The organism is Aeromonas sp. 601039, from assembly GCF_049174415.1.
Lineage (GTDB): Bacteria > Pseudomonadota > Gammaproteobacteria > Enterobacterales > Aeromonadaceae > Aeromonas > Aeromonas veronii_A.
Genome location: NZ_JAAKTL010000015.1, coordinates 16,025 through 35,597 on the forward strand (window position 1 = coordinate 16,025; position 19,573 = coordinate 35,597).

A 19,573-nucleotide genomic window follows, 5' to 3' on the forward strand; every position below is an offset into this window, starting at 1 on the left:
ATTAACCACCAAAGTCATCCAACAGGATGTTTTCGTCTTCAACGCCCAAATCTTTGAGCATGTTGATGACGGCAGCGTTCATCACCGGAGGTCCACACATGTAGAACTCGCAATCTTCCGGTGCTTCGTGGTTCTTGAGATAGTTCTCGTAGAGCACGTTGTGGATGAAGCCGGTGTAGCCGTCCCAGTTGTCTTCCGGTTGCGGATCAGACAGGGCGACGTTCCAGGTGAAGTTCTCGTTCTCGGCGGCGAGCATGTCAAAGTCTTCGACATAGAACATTTCGCGCTTGGAACGGGCACCGTACCAGAAGCTCATCTTGCGCTTGGACTTCAGGCGACGCAGCTGGTCGAAGATATGGGAACGCATCGGCGCCATACCTGCACCACCACCGATGAATACCATTTCGGCATCGGTGTCCTTGGCGAAGAACTCACCGAACGGACCGGAGATAGTCACCTTGTCGCCAGCCTTCAGGCTGAAGATGTAGGAGGACATCTGTCCCGGAGGGGCAGTCCAGTTGCTGGGCGGCGGGGTCGCGATACGCACGTTCAGCATGATGATGCCGAACTCTTCCGGATAGTTGGCCATGGAGTAGGCACGGATGATCGGCTCATCGACCTTGGACTCCAGCTCAAAAATCTTGAAGCGATCCCAGTCACCGCGATACTCCTCGGGAATATCGAAGTTCTTGTAGTAGACGTGGTGAGCCGGCGCTTCGATCTGGATATAACCACCGGCGCGGAACGGTACGCTCTCGCCATCGGGGATCTGCAGCTTGAGCTCCTTGATGAAGGTGGCTTTGTTATCGTTGGAGATAACAGTACATTCCCACTTCTTCACCCCGAAGATCTCTTCCGGCAGTTCGATGTCCATGTCGCCACGAACGGTGACCTGACAGGCCAGACGCTCGCCGTGACGGGCTTCGCCCTTGCTGATGTGATCCAGTTCGGTCGGCAGGATATCGCCGCCGCCAGACTTCACCCGCACCTTGCACTGACCGCAGGAGCCACCGCCGCCACAGGCGGAGGAGACGAAGATACCGTTGCCGGCCAGAACGCCGAGCAGCTTGCCACCGGCCGGGCTGGTCACAGCCTTGGCCGGGTCACCGTTGATGCTGATTGTCACGTCGCCCGCGGTCACCAGCTTGGACTTGGCGAACAGAATGACTGCCACCAGTGCCAGCAGGATCACGGTAAACATGACCACACCCAAAATAATTTCCATCTATCGTTCCTTTCTGATTGCAGGAAAGCCGATTACAGGGAGATACCAGAGAAGGACATGAAGCCCAGCGCCATCAGACCGGCAGTGATGAAGGTGATGCCCAGACCACGCAGGCCTTCCGGAACATCGGAGTACTTCATCTTCTCGCGGATACCTGCCAGCGCAACGATCGCCAGCATCCAGCCTGCACCTGAACCCACGCCGTAGACCACAGACTCCATGAAGTTGTAGTCACGCTGCACCATGAAGGAGACGCCACCGAAGATGGCGCAGTTCACGGTGATGAGCGGCAGGAAGATACCCAGGGCGTTGTAGAGAGCCGGGAAGTACTTGTCCAGCGCCATCTCCAGAATCTGCACCAGCGCCGCGATCACCCCGATGAAGGTGATGAAGCTCAGGAAGCTCAGATCCAGGTCAGGGGAGAGGGCACCTGCCTTCAGCACGTAGTTGTAGATCAGGTTGTTGACCGGTACGGCGATGGTTTGCACCACGATAACGGCAATACCAAGACCCATGGAGGTCTTGACCTTCTTGGACACAGCCAGGAAGGTACACATCCCCAGGAAGAAGGAGAGTGCCAGGTTTTCGATGAAGATCGATTTAATCAACAGACTCAGATAGTGTTCCATACCTTAATCCTTCGCCTCCACCTGCTTGGGATCCTTGGTGCGAACGCCCCAGATGATCAGACCAATGATGAAGAATGCACTCGGCGGCAGCAGCAGCAGACCGTTGGGTACATACCAGCCACCGTTGTTCACCAGCGGCAGCAGCTCGATGCCGAACCAGGTGCCGGAGCCCAGCAGTTCACGCACGGTAGCGACGCTCAGCAGAATGGCGCCATAGCCCAGACCGTTGCCGATACCATCCAGGAAGGAGGGGAGCGGCGCGCTCTTCATGGCGTAGGCTTCGGCACGACCCATCACGATACAGTTGGTGATGATGAGGCCGACGAAGACCGACAGCTGCTTGGAGATGTCATAGGCATACGCCTTGAGCACCTGGTCAACCACGATAACCAGCGAAGCGATGATGGCCATCTGGGCAATGATCCGCACGCTGTTCGGGATCTGGTTGCGGATCAGAGAGATAAACAGGTTTGAGAAGGCGGTGACCGCCATGACCGCGAGGGTCATTACAAACGCTGTCTTCATCTGGCTGGTAACCGCGAGTGCAGAACAGACACCCAGCACCTGCAAGGCGATGGGGTTGTTGCCCAGCACAGGGGTCAACAGCAACTTTTTCATTTCGCTCTTGTCAGCCATTGTTGATTTCTCCTGCACGAACCTTGGCCAGGAAAGGACCGAAGCCCTTGGGACCCATCCAGAAGTCGAAGGTATGCTGTACGCCGTTACCGGTCAGAGTGGCACCGGAGAGACCGTCGATCTCGTGCTCGGAGCCTGCCGGAGCGTGACCCTTGATGACGCGCAGCGCCGGCATGCCATCCTGATCGAACAGCTTCTTGCCGACAAACAGCTCGCGCCAGGCCGGATTCTCGATTTCACCGCCCAGACCCGGGGTTTCACCGTGGTCGTAGTAGGTGATGCCCTTGATGGTCTGGCCATCAGCGGCAACCGCGACGAAGGCATACATGGTCGACCACAGACCCTGACCGTAGATGGGCAGGATGATGTTGTCGATCTTGCCTTCGGCATCCTTGGCGAAGAACACCGGAACCAGCTTGGAGATCTGACGCAGACCAGCCTTGTCGTCGGCAGCAGCCAGACGGATGTTTTGCGCCGGATCTTTGGCTGCCTGCTTGGTATCGAAGTTGTCGGCATCGCCGTCAACAAAGTTACCGGTGGCCAGATCCACCAGACGGGCTTCGATCTTGTCGCCATACAGCTTGGCCAGATCGCGCTTGGCCACATCGCTGATGTCTACGCCGGCTACGGAGAGAATGTTGCTCTGCTTGTCCAGCGCCTTGTTCTCCTCTTGGGTAGAACGCAGGCCAACGGCAGCAACGGATACCACGATGGAACAGGCCAGGCAGAGGCCGGTTACCACGCTGATGGTGCCGAAGGTTGAGTCTTTATTAAACGCCACGAGCAATCCTCCGCTTGATGTTTGCCTGAGCGACGAAGTGGTCAAACAGGGGAGCAAACAGGTTTGCAAACAGAATGGCCAGCATCATGCCTTCCGGGAACGCCGGGTTGACTACGCGAACCAGCACGACCATCACGCCGATCAGGGCGCCGTACCACCACTTGCCCTTGTTGGTAAAGGCGGCGGAGACGGGGTCGGTTGCCATGAAGGCCATACCGAAGGCAAAGCCACCCAGCACCAGATGCCAGTGCCATGGCATGTTGAACATGGGGTTGGTATCGGAACCGATGACGTTGAACAGCAGCGAGGTGGCGATCATACCGACCATCACGCCGGCGATGATGCGCCAGGAGGCGATGCGCATGTAGACGATCATGGCGGCGCCCAACAGGATCATCAGGGTAGAGACTTCACCGATGGAACCCGGCAGGTTCCCCAGGAAAGCGTCCATCCAGCTGATAGCCTGACCGGTTGCACCGTTGATCAGCGCCATCTGGCCGCCTTGTGCCCACTGGCTCAGCGCGGTTGCGCCGGAGTAGCCATCGACGGCAACCCATACGGCGTCACCGGAGATCTGGCCCGGGTAGGCGAAGAACAGGAAGGCACGACCAGCCAGCGCCGGGTTCAGGAAGTTTTTGCCGGTACCACCGAACACTTCCTTGGCCATTACCACACCGAAGGTGATGCCCAGCGCAGCTTGCCACAAGGGCAGCTCGGGCGGCACGATCAGGGCAAACAGGATGGAGGTCACGAAGAAGCCTTCGTTGATCTCGTGCTTGCGTACCATGGCGAACAGCACTTCCCAGAAACCACCGACAAAGAAGACGGTGATGTAGATCGGGAAGAAGTGGGCGGCGCCGATCATCATCTTGCTGCCAATACCGGCAACAGCGGGATCGAGGGAGGCACCCAGCATGGTCGCCAGCGCATATTGCCAGCTGCTGGCACCGGCTGCCGAGCCCATGTGGGCGATAGCGGCAATGGCCTGGTTACCAACGTTGTACATGCCCCAGAACATGGCCGGGAACACGGCCAGCCACACCATGATCATCATGCGCTTCAGATCGAGCGCATCACGGACGTGGGCGGCATTGCGGGTAACGCTACCCGGGGTATAGAACAGGGTATACGCCGCTTCGAACAGGGCGTAGTACTTGGCGTACTTTCCACCCGGTTCGAAGTGATGTTCCATATTTTCAAGAAGTTGCTTGAAACTCATCGCTTAACCTTCCAGTTCAATCTTGGTCAGGCACTCACGCAAGATCGGGCCGTACTCGGTCTTGCCGGGGCAAACGAAAGTACAGAGGGCCAAATCTTCCTCATCCAGCTCCAGGCAACCCAGTGCTTGCGCACCGTCGGTATCGCCGGAGACCATGTCCCGCAGCAGCAGGGTGGGCAGGATGTCGAGTGGCATCACCCGTTCATAGTTGCCGATAGGCACCATGGAACGGTCACTACCGTTGGTAGTGGTGGTGAAGTTGATAAGGCGACCCTTCATCAGGTGAGAGAGGGTGGTGCGGGTGATGGAGAACTTGTTGGCACTGGGGTTGATCCAGCCCAGGAACTCTTTCTCGCGACCCTCGCCCAGTGCACAGACCTGATTGTGGTAACGACCCAGATAGTCGTGAACACCCTCAGCCTTGGCGCCGCTCAGCAGGGAACCGGAGATGACGCGGTTTTCATCGGCACGCAGCTCATTGTTGGTGAGTTGGCTGATGCAGGCCCCCAGACGGGTACGCAGCAGACGCGGCTTGAGCACATTCGGGCCGGCCAGGGCGATCACCTTGTCGGTGCAGATCTGACCGGTGGTGAACAGCTTGCCGAATGCGATCACATCCTGATAGTTGATGTGCCACTGCACCTTGGTGCTGCTGACCGGATCCAGGAAGTGGATATGGGTACCCGGCAGACCGGCAGGGTGCGGACCGACGAAGATCTCTTCCTTGACCTGAGCCAAAGAGGAGTGAGGCAGACTGCCTTCGCCTTTACAGACATAGACGGTGCCGTCGGTCAGGCGGGTCAATACGGCCAGACCATCGAGGAAGGCCTGCGGCTGTTCCTTGATAATCAGCTCGGCATCGGCAGCCAGCGGGTTGGTGTCCATCGCGGTCACGAAGATGGCGCGCGGGGCTGAGCCAACCGCAGGGACTTTGCTGAACGGGCGAGTGCGCAGTGCTATCCACTGACCTGATGCAACCAGGATCTCTTGCACCTTGCTGCGCTCGAGCTTGGCCAGCTCGGAAGAGGCAAAATGCTCGAAGGTCACCTGCTCATCGGAGCCGTCGAGGTCGATGACCACTGACTGGAGCACACGTTTGGCTCCACGGTTGATCTCTGAAACTACGCCGGTGGCGGGGGCCGTGAATTTAACGCCGGGATTCTTCTTGTCTTCGAAGAGCTCCTGACCTTTGATGACGCGATCACCTACTTTGACGAACATAGTAGGTCGCATCCCCACGAACTCCTCGCCCAGTGTAGCAACACGGGTGATGGCGGGGCCATCGTAGATTACTTGCTCTGGCGCACCCAGCACGGGGATGTCCAGTCCTCTTTTGATTGTAATCATACTTAATTGCACTACCGTTACGGGAAGAGAGGTTGGTTAGCGCCGAGAAATACATCACGACGGGTGGTTGAATGAGTCGCTGTTGTGGCTGCGCCGGGTGGTCAGGCTCAGCAATTATTCAACATGCGAGGTCACTCAAAAGCGCTTGAGTCTACCACTTAAGGCCCATTTTCTGCCATGCCAAATAGGCAAAATCCCTGCGTCATCACAAAATTAACCTGCAATGAATAACCCCTGAATTCCTTGTAAGCTGTGGTTTTAAAGGTTTTTTTATTTTAATACCCCCATGGGGGTATGCTTGTGTAAGGCTGTGACTAAGCCGCCAGGGAAAACTGAATTAAATACCTATTTATGGTTGTCAGGATCAGCAGGCTGGCGGCTTTTTGTTTAATTTTTGTTTGTTTGTCACCCATAGGGTGGTGGGTCAGAGCAATGGGTGACAGCTAGCCGTTCAGGAGTGCGAGGGGTTGCCAACACAAGCTGGTGTGCGTGGTGCCTTACCCTTCTCCTGCCACTCGCTTGCCGTGTAGGTATGCAGTGCAAGTGCATGGACAGCGCCGGCCAGTTCATCGGCCAGGATGGCGTTGACCTGACGATGGCGAGAGAGAAGGCGCTGACCCGCAAACTGTTCGCTGACGATCACCACCTTGAAGTGGCTCTCAGAGCCCGGCTCCACTCGGTGCATGTGGCTCTCGTTGATCACTTCCAGCAGAGTGGGGGAGAGGGCTGCCGTCAGCTTGGCTTCAATCAGTTGTTGGATGGTCATAGGATCAGCTTCCAGAGTGAATGTCGGGCCATTCTATCGGCTGTCTAGGTGTGGAATAAGCCCCCGCAAAAGGAAAATCGCCTGCTATCCGTTCATTAGCACGCTCCGAACTGGTGAAATTCCTGCTCCTCGCTAGAATAGCGCCACTTTGCGTCGCCCCTGGCGCCTGTATCCATGAATCAAGCCGAGGTTGGACTCTTCCTATGCAAACCCTTCTCGACACTCCCCATTGCCAGCTCACGCTCTACCGCTATCCGCGCCAGAGTCAGGAGACACTGCAAGCCTGGGATGCGGCTGACGAATATCTGATCAACACTCTGGCGGAGTCCCCCCTCGAGCAGGCGGGCCACGTCATCATCATGAATGACGGTTTTGGCGCGCTTGCCGCCTATCTGCATCCGCACTCCCCCTGCTGTGTCACCGACTCCTACATCAGTGAGCGGGCTACCATGGCCAATTTGGCCGAAAATGGGCTGGATACGAGCGGGATTACCTTGCAGGATGCGCTGGCACCGCTGCCCGATGCTCCTGCGCTGGTGGTGATCAAGGTCTCCAAATATCAGGCACTGCTGGAGCAGCAACTGCTGGCGCTGCGGGAGGTGGTGACACCGGCAACCCGCGTTATCGCTGCCGGCAAGGCGAAGGATATTCATACCTCCACCCTCAAGTTGTTCGAGAAGTATCTGGGGCCTACCCGTACCTCGTTGGCCTGGAAGAAGGCGCGTCTCATTCACTGCGAGCCGCAGGCAGAACGCCCCGCGCTGGCCAACCCCTTCCCGACTGTCTGGCCGTTGGAGGGGAGTGGCATGCTCATCCACAACCATGCCAACGTCTTCTCGCGCACCAGTCTCGATATCGGTGCCCGCTTTATGCTGGACAACCTGCCCATCCACAGTGCCCGCAAGGTGATCGATCTGGGCTGTGGCAACGGGGTTTTGGGTCTGTCGCTGCTCGCCAAAGACAGCGAGGTGGAGGTGACCTTTATCGATGAATCCTATATGGCGGTCGCCTCGGCACAGCTCAACGTCGAGCACAATCTGCCCGATGCACTGCCGCGCGCCCGCTTTATGGTCAATAACTGTCTCGACGGGGTGGCGGTCGGCTCGGCAGATCGGATCCTCTGCAACCCTCCTTTCCATCAGCTGCAGGCGATCACCGATCATATCGCCTGGCAGATGTTCAGCGATGCGCACCGGGTGTTGCCTCAAGGGGGTGAACTCTGGATAGTAGGCAACCGTCATCTGGACTATCACAACAAACTCAAGCGCTTGTTTGCCAACGCACAAGTCGTTGCGTCGAACAGCAAATTCGTTATTTTGAAAGCCATCAAACGCTAAAGCCAAAGGAAACCATGATGAAAAAGTCACTCTTGCTGCTGGCCGCCCTGATGCTGGGCGGGTGTGCCACTCATTGGCCGGAGACGGCGCTGCTCAATCCGCAGGTGATCCCCGCCAACCAGCAATACTACTCTGGCAATCGCATCACCATGGAAGGGGTGGACAAGCGTGAGGCTGCCTACGTCTTCTCCATCAAACATAAAGAGAAAGCCCCCGTCCTGGTCAACAGTGAGCGTCCGCTCAATCTGCTGATGGCCGAGCGGCTGGCCGAAGGGCTGCGCAGCCAGGGTCTGGAAGTGGGTAACAGTGGCACCACCAACCTGACGCTGGTGATCTCCAACGCCGCAGTCAATGTGGAAGAGAAGACCTTTACCTATGTCACCAAATCCCGCGTCAGCCTGCAGGTGATCGCCGATTTCCAGGGCAACCGTCTGACCAAGCAGTTCAACATGTCCTCCAGCAAGGAGAGCCCGAGCGAGCCAAGCATGGCCGATCTCGAGTCTACACTGAACCTGCAACTGGGTAGCGTGCTGCAGCAGATCATGGCGGATGATGCGCTGCGCGGTTACCTGAAAGGTCAACCGAACGGTGCAGGGGTCTGATGATGAAAAAACTCTGGTTGCTGGCCATGTTGATCGCCCCGCTGGCGTTCGCGGGCCCGAAAGTGAGAATGGAGACCAACCACGGCAATATCGTGGTGGAGCTGGCGTCCAAGCAGGCGCCCCAGACGGTGAAAAACTTTTTGCGCTACGTGGCTGATGGCAGCTATGACGGCAGCATCTTCCACCGGGTGATCCAGGATTTTGTGGTGCAGGGGGGGGGGTATAACCAGCAGTTCCAGCAACTGCCAACTTATGAGCCGGTGGTCAACGAGTCGCGCGGCGGTCTGCCCAACAAGCGTGGCTCCATCGCTATGGCTCGCACCCAGGCGGTCGACAGCGCTACTCGCCAGTTCTACTTCAATCTGGTCGACAACAATAACCTCAACGCCGGTGGCTCTGCGGGTTATACCGTGTTCGGTCAGGTGGTTCAGGGGATGGAGGTGCTGGACAAACTGGCTCAGGTACAGACCGGTTACAGCCCCATTTTGCGTGCCAACGATGTGCCGACCAGCCCTGTCATCCTGAAGAAGGTAGTGTTGCTGGCGGAAACCCCGGCGGACAAGAAAGCCGGCAAGTAACCCATCGCCGGATGCGGTATGTCACCGTGATCCCGTCGCGCCACCATGCAAGGCTCATCCCGTTCGGGATGGGCCTTTTCTCTGGCCGGGCTTCTTGTGTCTATCTCCTTACCCGCCTTGGCTATCTGCCATCAACCTGCCAAAATGACGCACTTTTCCAAAGTCGTCAGGTAGTTGAATATGATCCGCACACCGAGTTGGCGGGAATCGCTCGCTGTTTATCTCGAAGCCCGAGTACTCATTCTCTTTGCCATGGGCTTTTCATCGGGTCTGCCGCTGTTGCTGGTATTTGGCACCCTCTCATTCTGGTTGCGCGAGGCCGATGTCAGCCTGACCGATATCGGTTACATGAGCTGGGTGGCGCTCGCCTACGGCTTTAAATGGTTGTGGTCGCCGCTGGTGGATCGTATGCCATTGCCACTGCTCTCTACCCTGTTGGGGCGTCGTCGTAGCTGGATGTTCTTCTCCCAGCTATTGATCGCGGCTGCGTTGGTAGGGATGGCGTTTTGTGATCCCAAGAGCGGGTTGACTCATTTGGCCTTGTTCGCCCTGCTGGTGGCCTTTGCCTCGGCGACTCAGGATATCGTGATCGACGCCTATCGCATCGAATCCGCGCCCGAGCGACTGCAGGCTGCGATGGCGGCCTCCTACATGACTGGCTACCGGTTGGCGATGATCATCGCCGGTGCCGGCGCATTGGCGCTGGCAGCCTGGTTTGGCAGCAACAGCGGCTATGACTATCGTGGCTGGCAGATCACCTATCTGGTGATGGCCGGTCTGATGTCACTCGGGGTGATTACCACGCTGTTCTGCCATGAACCTGATATCGATCTGGCCGGTCAGGGCAGACAACAGGCAGAGCGCAAGGCACTGCTGCAGGAAAAGGGGTGGCCCGCCCCCTTGGCAAGTGCCGGAGCCTGGGGTTATGAGGCGGTCTGGAGTCCGTTTGCCGACTTCTTTCGCCGTTATGGTCGCTCGGCGCTGCTGATCCTGTTGCTTATCGCCTGTTACCGGATTGCGGATGTGGTGATGGGGGTGATGTCCAACAGCTTCTATGTGGATATGCAGTTCAGCAAGACCGAAGTCGCCACTATCACCAAGGTGTTTGGCGTTATCATGACGCTGGTGGGGGCGGCACTGGGGGGCGTGCTGGTGATGCGCTTTGGCACGCTGCGGATCCTGTTTCTCGGGGCGCTGCTCACCGCCAGCACCAATCTGCTGTTTGCCCTGCTCCATCAGGTTGGTCACAACCTGGAGCTGCTGACCCTGATCATTTCGCTCGATAACCTCAGCGCCGGCATCGCCACCGCAGCTTTTGTGACCTATCTCTCCAGCCTGACCAATGTGGCGTTTTCAGCGACGCAATACGCCCTGTTCAGCTCGGTGATGTTGCTGCTGCCCAAGTTGTTGGCCGGTTTTTCGGGGCAGGTGGTGGAGCAGATTGGCTACAGCGCCTTCTTTGTCGGCACCAGTTTGTTGGGCTTGCCCGTGTTGTTGTTGATTGTGCTGGTCGCCCGTAAAGGGGGTGAGTTGTTCTCAGTTGCTGACAAATAGCAAGCGTTTGCGTAGAATCGGGGGTGATTAGATTCACACTTCCGGATAAAGTTCCCGAGAAGTTGTTTCACCCCCAATTTTATTTGATTAGAATTCCTCTCGCTCCTTGTGGGCAGGCTACGGAAAACCTCAACTAACGCACAAGAGACCAATAAAATGGCCAAATTTACCAAGACTCTGATCGCTACCGGTCTGCTGGCTGCTGCCGCAACTCCAGCCTTTGCTGCTGACTACAGCGGTGATATCCACAAGAATGACTACAAGTGGATGCAGTTCAACGTCATGCACACCATTGACCAGCGCCCTTTCACTACCGGTGAAGAGGACTACAACGATACCTATTTTGAGATGGAGTTCGGTGGTCGCTCCGGCCTGTTTGACCTGTACGGTTACGTCGACGTATTCGATATTTTCGACTCCCGTCACAGCAATAAACACCATGGTCAGAACCTGTTCATGAAGTTTGCACCGCGTATGTCTCTGGATGCGCTGACAGGTAAAGATCTCTCCTTTGGTCCTGTGCAAGAGCTTTACATTGCCAACCTGAACAACGTTGGTGACAAGCAGATGGAAAACCAGCTGGGTCTGGGTGCCGATGTGATGGTTCCCTGGTTTGGCAAGGTTGGCATGAACCTGTATGCACGTCACGCCACCGAGAACCAGTTCTTCACCGAAGAAGAAGGTGAGTGGAACGGTTATCAGTTCTCCATGAACTGGTTCAAGCCTTTCTATACCTTCGGCAATGGCAGCTTTGTCTCCTACCAAGGTTATCTGGATTATCAATTCGGCCTGGATACCCATGACCGTGCTGACCGTACCAGCGACAACCTGGCCACCTTCCACGGTATCTACTGGCACTCCGATCGCTACGCGGTTGGTTATGGCCTGAAGTATTTCATGGATGCCTACGGTACCAAAGATGGCTCCAAAGCCTACGACGGTACCCCGTGGAAGAGCACCGGCTTCAGCCACTACTTCTCTGTTACCTACAAGTTCTAATAAAACTTGGGGAACAAAAAACCGGAGCATTTGCTCCGGTTTTTTTATGCTCGGACGATTAAAGAAGAGGAGAAGGGAGAGCCCTTCTCTCCCATCATCAGTCGCGGAAATTCTGAAACTGCATCGGTTGGCCCAGGTCGGCGCCACGGACCAGTGCCATGGTCTCTTGCAGATCGTCACGCTTCTTGCCGGTGACACGTACTTCATCACCCTGGATGGCGACCTGTACCTTGATCTTGGAGTCCTTGATCAGCTTGACCAGCTTCTTGGCGATCTCTTTCTCGATCCCCTGTTTGAACTTGACGGTCAGGTGGAAGCGTTTGCCGGAGTGAACGGAGTCACCCACTTCCATGGAGCTGTTTTCGATGTTGCGCTTGAGCAGGGCGCCGCGCAGAATTTCAACCATCTGCTTGAGCTGGAAATCGGCATCGGCTTCCAGTTTTACCTCTTCCTTGTTCAACTCGAAGCTGGCTTCTACCCCACGAAAATCGAAACGGGTGGCCAGTTCACGATTAGCGTTGTCGACAGCGTTCAACACCTCGTTCATTTTGACTTCAGAGACAATATCGAATGACGGCATAGCCGAAGCTCCTCATGTTGCGTTATCGGGGGGCAAATCTACCAGAAAACGGGCAAATTTGCTGATTTTGATGGGAGTGCTCTGCTAGAATCCCCTGCGCACAGGAAGATTGGACCCGTTAGTGTCCGTTCGCGCTATTTTTCATTTATTCCCGGTAACAGGTTGAGAGGATTGCAACCCTTACCCTGACAGAGTCACATCATGCCAAGCGGATTAAAAAATTCCCGACAACCCGTTATGCCACCTGTAGCGCCCAAGTGGACACTGCTCGGGTGCGGAGCTCTCGGCGGCGTTTTTGCCTCCCTGTTGACAATCAGTGGTCAATCCACTCGAGTCTTGTTGCGTGAGCATCATCAATCTACCCTGCACCCCGGATTTGACTTTACTTCGCTGGAGGGGCAGGTACAGCTGCTCAATATCGAACGTGCATTTGCCGGCCAGCCGGGAAAAATCCAGCGTCTGTTGGTGATGACCAAGGCCAGTCAGGTGGTTGGCGCCCTAGCTCCACTGGCTGGCAATCTGGATGCTGGCGTGCCGATCGTACTGCTGCACAACGGGATGGGGATTGCCGAGAAGGTGGTCCAGATGTTTCCGCATAACCCGGTGATTGCAGGGGTGACCAGCCATGGTGCCATGAAAGCGGGCCATTTTGTGTTCCGTCATACCGGCAAGGGGGAAACCTGGTTGGGGCCATTTAACGAGGCAGCCAAGGCTCATGCATCACTGGCAGATGAGTTGGCGCAGGCATTGGGTCAGGCGGGTTGGGATGAGCAGATAGTGGCACGCCAGTGGCAAAAGCTGGCCATCAACTGTGCCATCAATCCCCTGACGGCCCTCTACAAGCTGAAAAACGGCGAGCTGGCTGGCCCCCGTTTTGCCGATGCCCTGCAGCAGATCTGTGTGGAGGTGGCGGATGTGATGTGCGCCGAAGGAGTTGCAACAACGGCAGAGGAGTTGCAGCGTCGGGTGATGACAGTGGTGGAACTGACCGCTGACAATTACTCCTCCATGCATCAGGATATGGAGCTGGGACGCGAGACCGAGATTGAGGCCATCACCGGCTTCCTGCTGGCCAAGGCTGCCCGGCATGGCATTGCCGTACCGGTCAATCAGGGTCTCTATCAGGCGATTAAAGAGAAGAGTCAGGCCGTCTGATCTTTTACATGGCAGAGCAAGCTGCAAGGAGGCGAACGTGAGTGTACTGGTGCTGGTGGCCCCCGGGTCGGAAGAGATAGAGACGGTCGCGATTGTCGATATCCTGGTGCGCGCCAGCATCGAGGTGGTGCTGGCCTCTTGTTGCCCAGCCGGATCGCGGCAGGTGAAGGCATCGCGCGGGGTACAGCTGGTGGCTGATTGTCATATCGACGAGCTGACCCGTCGGGACTTTGAAGCCATCGTGGTACCCGGTGGTTTGCCCGGCAGCGAAGTGATCCGCGATACCCCGCTGGCCATCGAACGGCTCAAAGAGCAGGCCGCTCTTGGTCGCTGGCGCGCAGCCATCTGCGCCGCCCCTGTGGTGGTGTTGCAACATCACGCTCTGCTGGATGATGCCATCGTCACCTGTCATCCCGGCTTTCAGTCCCGACTACCGACATCGCAACTGTCACATGAGCGGGTCGTCAGGGATGAGGCTCATCGCCTTATCACCAGCCAGGGTCCGGGCAGTGCCATCGAGTTTGCGCTTGAACTGGTTCGGGTGCTGCGTGGGGATGATGTGGCTACCGCCGTGGCTGGCCCTATGGTGCTGCCTTGAGCGCACTCTGTTGCTGAATCAAACTAGCCATGCTTTGAAAACCGGGCCCCGGTCATCTTGATCGGGGCCCGTTTGTTATCTGCCGTTGTCGGTCACGCCATCTTGTCCGGCTCAGTAGTCGTATTGTGAACACTGTTTCTTGCTGTATTCCTCACGCCAGCGTGCCAGCTCTTCCTGAGTGCCCAGCGTGTCTCCTTTCTTGATGGCCTGTTCCAGTATCTCAATCCGGTCGAACAGCCAGCGGCACTCCGCCGTCGGGTTGTTCTTGCCGATGCCGGTCAGCGGCAGCACACAGAGTCCCAGCCAGAGATATTTCATTCCGAACGCTCCTTGTCATTGTGGTGGTAAAGGTCTCTTTAGAGTCTACCATTTTAGCCGTAACGAGAGAGATAGAGCTGTGGTTATCCTTGGGGTAAGATGATGCCATGTCTGTTTATTTATACAGTGGTATGCGCAAGATCATCCATATCGACATGGACTGCTTTTTTGCCGCGGTGGAGATGCGGGATAACCCCGCATTGCGGGAAGTTCCGCTTGCGATAGGGGGGGCCTCCGAGCGGCGCGGCGTCATCTCGACCTGCAACTATGTGGCGCGCCGGTTCGGTGTGCGCTCCGCCATGCCGAGCGCACTGGCGAAAAAACTCTGCCCGCCGCTGGTACTGATCCCTGGGCGAATGGCGGTGTACAAGGATATCTCCCGTCAGCTCAGGGCAATTTTCCTGCGCTATACCGATCAGGTTGAACCACTGTCGCTGGACGAGGCTTACCTCGACGTGACCCACAGTCGTTGCTGTGGCGGCAGCGCCACCCTGATGGCGCAAGAGATCCGGCAAGCCATCGTCACCGAACTGGGATTGACCGCTTCGGCCGGGGTCGCCCCCAACAAGTTTCTCGCCAAGCTCGCCTCGGAGCAGCGCAAGCCTGATGGTCTGTTTGTCATTCGTCCCGACGAAGTGGCCGAGTTTGTCTGCCAGTTGCCCCTCGGCAAACTGCCCGGGGTGGGGCGCAAGACTGCCGAGCGGCTGGAGGCTCAGGGGCTCTACACCTGTGAGGATGCGCGGGCCTTGTCGGCACAAGAGCTGTGCAGCCGTTTTGGCAAGCTGGGGGAGATGCTGACGACCCGGATCTGGGGGCTGGATGAACAGCCGGTGCAGGCGCACCGGATCCGCAAAACCATCGGGGTGGAGACCACCTTGGCGAGCGATCTCTGTGACGAAGCCGCCTGCCTGACGGTATTGCAGCAACTGCTGCCGGAGCTTGAGCGGCGATTTCAGCTGGCGTGCCCTGCCGAGCAGGTGATGGGGCAGGGGATTAAGCTCAAGTTTGCCGACTTCCACCAGACCACCGTCTATCGCAGTCAGGGTGGCTATCAGCCAGCCTTGTTCGTCCCCCTGCTCAAAGAGGGGCTACAGCGGGCGCAAGGGCGTTCGGTTCGTCTGCTGGGCTTGGTGGTGGGTTTGCCAAAAGAGGGTGAAGTTAATCAACTCTCGCTGGATTTGCTGTGAGAGAGTTAAGTTTTTGTTTATAAAGTCGATAATCTATCCATATCTGTATGACGTAGGAATATTGGCATGAGCGCTCTTTCTGTCCAGGGTCGGATTACCCTGATCGCCGGTTGCTGTCTGTTGGTGACAGCCGCCGCTCTGGTTGCCTCTTCGATTTACAACGCGAACAAGATGCAACAGCAGGTGCGGCAAGCCACCATGCACGAGGCGCAGCAGTCTGCCGAGAACTGGATGAAGGCGATGGGCTCGGAGCAGGCGGCCAAGGTGACCAGCTATCTCGATGAAGCCTATTTCCGCGCCAGTCTGCTGGCCGAGAGCGTGTTGTTCCAGCGCAAGAATGCGGCCGACAACTTCGTTCATTCGGAGGCGCTGCGCAGCGCCGTCAATCAGCAACTGCACGATGCCGTTGCCTCATCGACCAATCTGCTTGGTGTCTATGCGGTGTTCGAGCCTGACCAACTGGATGGGGAAGACAGCAACTATCAGGGCTCCACGGCGCTGGGTTCCAACGACAAGGGGCGTTTTTCCAGTTACTGGGCCTATGACAACGGCAAGATAGAGCCGGAAGTGCAGAATGAGGATGTACTGGCCGATGAGAGCCCGACCGAGGCAGGTGGAATCGAAAACGAGTGGTATCGCTGCAGTATTCGCACCCGTGCCCTCTGCCTGCTGGAGCCCTATCTGGACGATGTGGGCGATAAACAGATATTGATGACCTCGGTGACGGTCCCGCTGCTGGAGCAGGAGACCTTGCTGGGGATGGTCGGGGTCGATATCTCGCTGGCCACTTTGCAGAGTTTGGTCAGCACCATGGACAAGGAGCTCTATGACGGCAAGGGCAGAATATTGCTGGTCAGTCACGAGGGGCGCGTGGCGGGAGCCGATGAGTTCGATGTGACCATGGGGCGTGGGCTGGATCAGAAGTATCAGGGGCTGGCCAGTGAGCTGAAAGGCTGGCTCAGTCAGGGTCAGGAGCTGACTCGCTGGAGCAGCGATGGCACCCTGTTGCAGACCTTTGTCCCGGTATCCATGCGTGGCACCGACCGTAAATGGGGCATCTACATTGAATTGCCACGGGCCGTAGTGCTGGCCTCGGCCCAGCAATTGCAAGATGAGCTGGCCAGTGAAGCCAATCGCAGCGTGGTCTCGCAGCTGTCGATCGGAGTGCTGATCTCGCTGGTTGCCCTGAGTTTTATCTGGTTGATGGCGCGCCAGATTGTGGCACCCATCCGCGCTGTAGTTGCCCGCCTTAAGGATATCGCCAGTGGTGAGGGGGATTTGACCCAGCGTATCGAGATCCAGCGGCAAGACGAGATCGGCGAGCTGGCCAAGTGGTTCAACAGCTTCCTCAACAAGTTGCAATCCACCATCAGTCAGGTGATTGATACCGTCTCCGGTACGCGCAACAGTGCCGAGCGAGCCGCGCAAGTGGCCGAGCGCACCAGCAGTGGCATGCAGGCCCAGTATCAGGAGATCGATCTGGTGGCGACGGCATTTGAGGAGCTGAGCGCCACCGCGTTGCAGGTCTCCGGTAATGCCGGCTCGGCGGTGGCGGCTGCCAACACCACTGATGCCGCGGCGCAAGAGGGCAAATATGTCGTTGCCGACACCCAGGAGGCGATGCGCAAGCTGATGACCATTATCAACGATGCCCAGCCGGTGGTGGAGCGGCTCTCCGCCAACAGCGACAACATCAATGACATTCTTATCGTGATCCAGGGAATTGCCGAGCAGACCAACTTGCTGGCGCTGAATGCGGCTATTGAAGCGGCGCGGGCCGGTGAGCAGGGCCGTGGCTTTGCCGTGGTGGCCGATGAGGTGCGCAATCTGGCGGGTCGTACCCAGAATGCCATCGTCGAGATCCAGACCCTGATCAGCCAACTGCAATCCGGTACCGGCGCAGTGGTCAAGGCTATCCGCGATGGTCATGGTCAGGCTGACCAGACGCTCGCCAAGGTGGATCTCTCGGTGCAGGTGCTGGAGCAGATTATCCAGTCGGTCTCCACCATCCATCAGATGAACGAGCAGATTGCCCGGGCGGCGCAGGAGCAGAGCCGGGTGGCGGACGAGATAAACCGCAACGTCAGCAACATTCGCGATGTGAGCCACACCATTCGGGTCGAGGCGGCGACCTCCGCCGAAAATGGTCGCGAGCTCTCTGCGCTGGCGGATAAACAGCTGCAGCTGGTGGGGCAGTTCAAGGTATAGAAGGGATGAAAAAAGGCGCCATCCAGCTGGAGGCGCCAAACACATTCAGATGACAGACTGGGTCAAACCGGTGAGATTTGAGCCCCTCTTCCCGCAGAGGAAGAAACACAACACCACAATCACAGTCGAAAGGCTCACTAAAAACACATGTAAACCAACACGTAGTAGAAAATGTGAGCCATATGGCGACTGATTGCTGGGCGAATTATGTTTATTCACTGGTCGACCCGCAACCGACAAATTATAATGCGCCCCATTAGAAAAACTCATCGTCGGCTGGTGTCATGTCTCGTCGTTTACCCCCGCTCAATGCCCTCAAGGCCTTTGAAGCTGCGGCTCGTCACTTAAGCTTTACCCGCGCAGCAGAAGAGTTGTTTGTGACTCAGGCTGCCATCAGTCACCAGATCAAGGCGCTGGAGGAGTATCTTGGCATCAAGTTGTTCCGCCGCAAAAACCGCTCCTTGTTGCTGACCGAAGAGGGGCAGGGCTATTTTCTGGATATCAAGGACATCTTTGCCTCCATCTCGGAAGCGACCGACAAGCTGCTGGCCCGCAGTGCCAAGGGGGCCTTGACTGTCAGTTTGCAGCCGAGTTTCGCCATCCAGTGGCTGGTGCCGCGGTTGGTCAAGTTCAGCGAGCGCCACCCCGATATCGACGTGCGGATCAAGGCGGTCGATCTCGACGAAGGGTCGCTCACCGACGATGTGGATGTGGCCATCTACTACGGGCGCGGAAACTGGCCGGGTCTGCGCTCGGACAAGCTGCATACCGAATACCTGATCCCGGTCTGTTCCCCCTTGCTGCTGACCGGGCCCAAACCGCTGCGTACGCCGCAAGATTTGACTCTTCATACCCTGCTGCACGATACCTCCCGCCGCGACTGGAAGGCGTGGTTCCGCCAGCTCGACATCGATGCGCCCAACGTCAATCAGGGCCCCATCTTCAGCCACTCCACCATGGTGATCCAGGCGGCGATCCACGGTCAGGGAGTGGCACTTGGTCACAGCGTGCTGGCTCAGCCCGAGATTGAGGCTGGTCGCCTCATCTGTCCGTTCGAGCAGGTGTTGGTGAGTAAGAATGCTTTCTATCTGGTGTGCCAGGAGCAGCAGTCGGATCAGGGCAAGATCGTTGCCTTCCGCGACTGGATGCTGGAGCTGGTGGAGCAGGAAGAGGCGCGTCGCAGGGCAAGGCTCGCCGATGCATGAGGTGATCCGCGAGGGGGCAGTTGATGCCCCCGTTCGCATTTTGCTGGCCCACGGGGCAGGTGCAGGGATGGATCACCCCTTTCTTGCCGAGTTGTCACGCCTGCTGGCCGGGCCGGATATCGAAGTGGTGCGCTTCAACTTTCCCTACATGACAAAGCGTGCACAGGATGGCAAGCGCCGCCCGCCTGACAGGGCGCCAGTGCTGCTCGCTCATTGGCGCGACATGATCCGTGAGTTTGCCCATCCACGGCTGTTTCTGGCGGGCAAGTCGATGGGCGGGCGGATGGCGGCGGAACTGTATAGCGAAGGCGAGGGTGAGATGAATGCTGCAGGATTGCTCATTCTCGGGTATCCTTTCCACCCTCCGGCCAAGCCCGACAGCTGGCGAGGCGAGGTACTCAAGCATATTGCAGTACCAACCCTGCTGTTGCAGGGGGAGCGCGATACCTTCGGTAGTCGCGCCGAACTGGCCGATTTCCCCTTCTCACCCGCCGTATCGGTCCATTGGTTGACCGATGGTGATCATGGTTTCAAACCGCGTAAAGCCAGTGGCGTGAGTGAGCAGGAGAATATGCAGCATGCAGCGGCGGCCATCAGCCATTTTGTGGCCCGGCATGGATAGCACGAGAGGGTTGGCTTTATTGCCAGC

The 19,573-nt window shown here is 57.4% G+C and carries 20 protein-coding genes; 11 read left to right on the top strand and 9 right to left on the bottom strand.

Annotated features, from left to right (window positions below; genetic code table 11):
- Position 1: 1 nt before the first annotated feature.
- The 7 genes from nqrF to G5195_RS13370 form a co-directional block, all read right to left on the bottom strand.
- Entirely contained in the window at positions 2 to 1,225 is a 1,224-nt protein-coding gene (nqrF, locus tag G5195_RS13340; protein ID WP_216951907.1) for an NADH:ubiquinone reductase (Na(+)-transporting) subunit F, read from the bottom strand.
- Positions 1,226 to 1,257: 32 nt separating this feature from the next.
- Positions 1,258 to 1,854 carry an NADH:ubiquinone reductase (Na(+)-transporting) subunit E gene (nqrE, locus tag G5195_RS13345; protein WP_041208043.1) on the bottom strand — a complete coding sequence of 199 codons (597 nt, stop codon included), beginning with the start codon at positions 1,852 to 1,854 and terminating at the stop codon, positions 1,258 to 1,260.
- A 3-nt stretch (positions 1,855 to 1,857) separates the two neighbouring features.
- Positions 1,858 to 2,490: an NADH:ubiquinone reductase (Na(+)-transporting) subunit D gene (locus tag G5195_RS13350; RefSeq protein ID WP_033114212.1), complete on the bottom strand. Its 633-nt coding sequence runs from the start codon at positions 2,488 to 2,490 to the stop codon at positions 1,858 to 1,860.
- Positions 2,483 to 3,271 carry a Na(+)-translocating NADH-quinone reductase subunit C gene (locus tag G5195_RS13355; protein WP_041208044.1) on the bottom strand — a complete coding sequence of 263 codons (789 nt, stop codon included), beginning with the start codon at positions 3,269 to 3,271 and terminating at the stop codon, positions 2,483 to 2,485. The genes G5195_RS13350 and G5195_RS13355 overlap by 8 nt, the downstream gene beginning before the upstream one ends.
- Complete coding sequence (locus G5195_RS13360; protein WP_421205912.1) at positions 3,261 to 4,490, bottom strand: NADH:ubiquinone reductase (Na(+)-transporting) subunit B; 1,230 nt, start codon at positions 4,488 to 4,490, stop codon at positions 3,261 to 3,263. Before G5195_RS13360 ends, G5195_RS13355 begins: the two co-directional genes overlap by 11 nt.
- A gap of 3 nt (positions 4,491 to 4,493) precedes the next feature.
- Positions 4,494 to 5,837, bottom strand: coding sequence for a Na(+)-translocating NADH-quinone reductase subunit A (locus G5195_RS13365; protein ID WP_216951904.1), 1,344 nt, complete (start codon positions 5,835 to 5,837; stop codon positions 4,494 to 4,496).
- Between the two features lie 451 nt (positions 5,838 to 6,288).
- Positions 6,289 to 6,603 (bottom strand): BolA family protein, encoded by a 315-nt coding sequence (locus G5195_RS13370; RefSeq protein ID WP_227341207.1) that lies wholly within the window; start codon positions 6,601 to 6,603, stop codon positions 6,289 to 6,291.
- Between the two features lie 203 nt (positions 6,604 to 6,806).
- Between G5195_RS13370 and G5195_RS13375 the strand changes: the two genes are divergently transcribed.
- The 5 genes from G5195_RS13375 to G5195_RS13395 all read left to right on the top strand — a co-directional run bounded on the left by G5195_RS13375 (position 6,807) and on the right by G5195_RS13395 (position 11,673).
- Positions 6,807 to 7,940 carry a methyltransferase gene (locus G5195_RS13375; protein WP_227341205.1) on the top strand — a complete coding sequence of 378 codons (1,134 nt, stop codon included), beginning with the start codon at positions 6,807 to 6,809 and terminating at the stop codon, positions 7,938 to 7,940.
- A 17-nt stretch (positions 7,941 to 7,957) separates the two neighbouring features.
- On the top strand, positions 7,958 to 8,542 hold the full coding sequence (locus G5195_RS13380; RefSeq protein ID WP_005349692.1) for a YajG family lipoprotein: 585 nt from the start codon (positions 7,958 to 7,960) through the stop codon (positions 8,540 to 8,542).
- A gap of 2 nt (positions 8,543 to 8,544) precedes the next feature.
- Positions 8,545 to 9,120 (top strand): peptidylprolyl isomerase, encoded by a 576-nt coding sequence (locus G5195_RS13385; protein ID WP_216954445.1) that lies wholly within the window; start codon positions 8,545 to 8,547, stop codon positions 9,118 to 9,120.
- Between the two features lie 174 nt (positions 9,121 to 9,294).
- Entirely contained in the window at positions 9,295 to 10,674 is a 1,380-nt protein-coding gene (locus tag G5195_RS13390; protein WP_216951902.1) for an AmpG family muropeptide MFS transporter, read from the top strand.
- Between the two features lie 156 nt (positions 10,675 to 10,830).
- On the top strand, positions 10,831 to 11,673 hold the full coding sequence (locus tag G5195_RS13395; RefSeq protein ID WP_216951901.1) for an outer membrane protein OmpK: 843 nt from the start codon (positions 10,831 to 10,833) through the stop codon (positions 11,671 to 11,673).
- 97 nt (positions 11,674 to 11,770) lie between these two features.
- On the opposite strand, the gene G5195_RS13400 is transcribed toward G5195_RS13395, so the two are convergent.
- Entirely contained in the window at positions 11,771 to 12,253 is a 483-nt protein-coding gene (locus G5195_RS13400; RefSeq protein WP_216951900.1) for a YajQ family cyclic di-GMP-binding protein, read from the bottom strand.
- Between the two features lie 201 nt (positions 12,254 to 12,454).
- Between G5195_RS13400 and G5195_RS13405 the strand changes: the two genes are divergently transcribed.
- Positions 12,455 to 13,408 (top strand): ketopantoate reductase family protein, encoded by a 954-nt coding sequence (locus tag G5195_RS13405; protein ID WP_421222326.1) that lies wholly within the window; start codon positions 12,455 to 12,457, stop codon positions 13,406 to 13,408.
- A 37-nt stretch (positions 13,409 to 13,445) separates the two neighbouring features.
- Positions 13,446 to 14,006, top strand: coding sequence for a DJ-1 family glyoxalase III (locus G5195_RS13410; protein WP_042053247.1), 561 nt, complete (start codon positions 13,446 to 13,448; stop codon positions 14,004 to 14,006).
- A gap of 111 nt (positions 14,007 to 14,117) precedes the next feature.
- On the opposite strand, the gene G5195_RS13415 is transcribed toward G5195_RS13410, so the two are convergent.
- On the bottom strand, positions 14,118 to 14,324 hold the full coding sequence (locus G5195_RS13415; protein ID WP_245131523.1) for a hypothetical protein: 207 nt from the start codon (positions 14,322 to 14,324) through the stop codon (positions 14,118 to 14,120).
- Between the two features lie 131 nt (positions 14,325 to 14,455).
- Between G5195_RS13415 and dinB the strand changes: the two genes are divergently transcribed.
- From dinB to G5195_RS13435, 4 genes are all read left to right on the top strand, one after another.
- A complete protein-coding gene (gene dinB, locus G5195_RS13420) occupies positions 14,456 to 15,511 on the top strand; it encodes a DNA polymerase IV (protein ID WP_139742978.1) in 1,056 nt (351 codons plus the stop codon).
- 66 nt (positions 15,512 to 15,577) lie between these two features.
- Positions 15,578 to 17,719 carry a methyl-accepting chemotaxis protein gene (locus tag G5195_RS13425; RefSeq protein ID WP_421222324.1) on the top strand — a complete coding sequence of 714 codons (2,142 nt, stop codon included), beginning with the start codon at positions 15,578 to 15,580 and terminating at the stop codon, positions 17,717 to 17,719.
- A 284-nt stretch (positions 17,720 to 18,003) separates the two neighbouring features.
- A complete protein-coding gene (locus G5195_RS13430; protein WP_005338622.1) occupies positions 18,004 to 18,924 on the top strand; it encodes a transcriptional regulator GcvA in 921 nt (306 codons plus the stop codon).
- The gene (locus G5195_RS13435) at positions 18,917 to 19,546 is read left to right on the top strand and encodes an alpha/beta family hydrolase (protein ID WP_227341196.1); all 630 of its coding nucleotides are present in this window, start codon (positions 18,917 to 18,919) and stop codon (positions 19,544 to 19,546) included. Before G5195_RS13430 ends, G5195_RS13435 begins: the two co-directional genes overlap by 8 nt.
- The last annotated feature ends 27 nt before the right edge of the window (positions 19,547 to 19,573 follow it).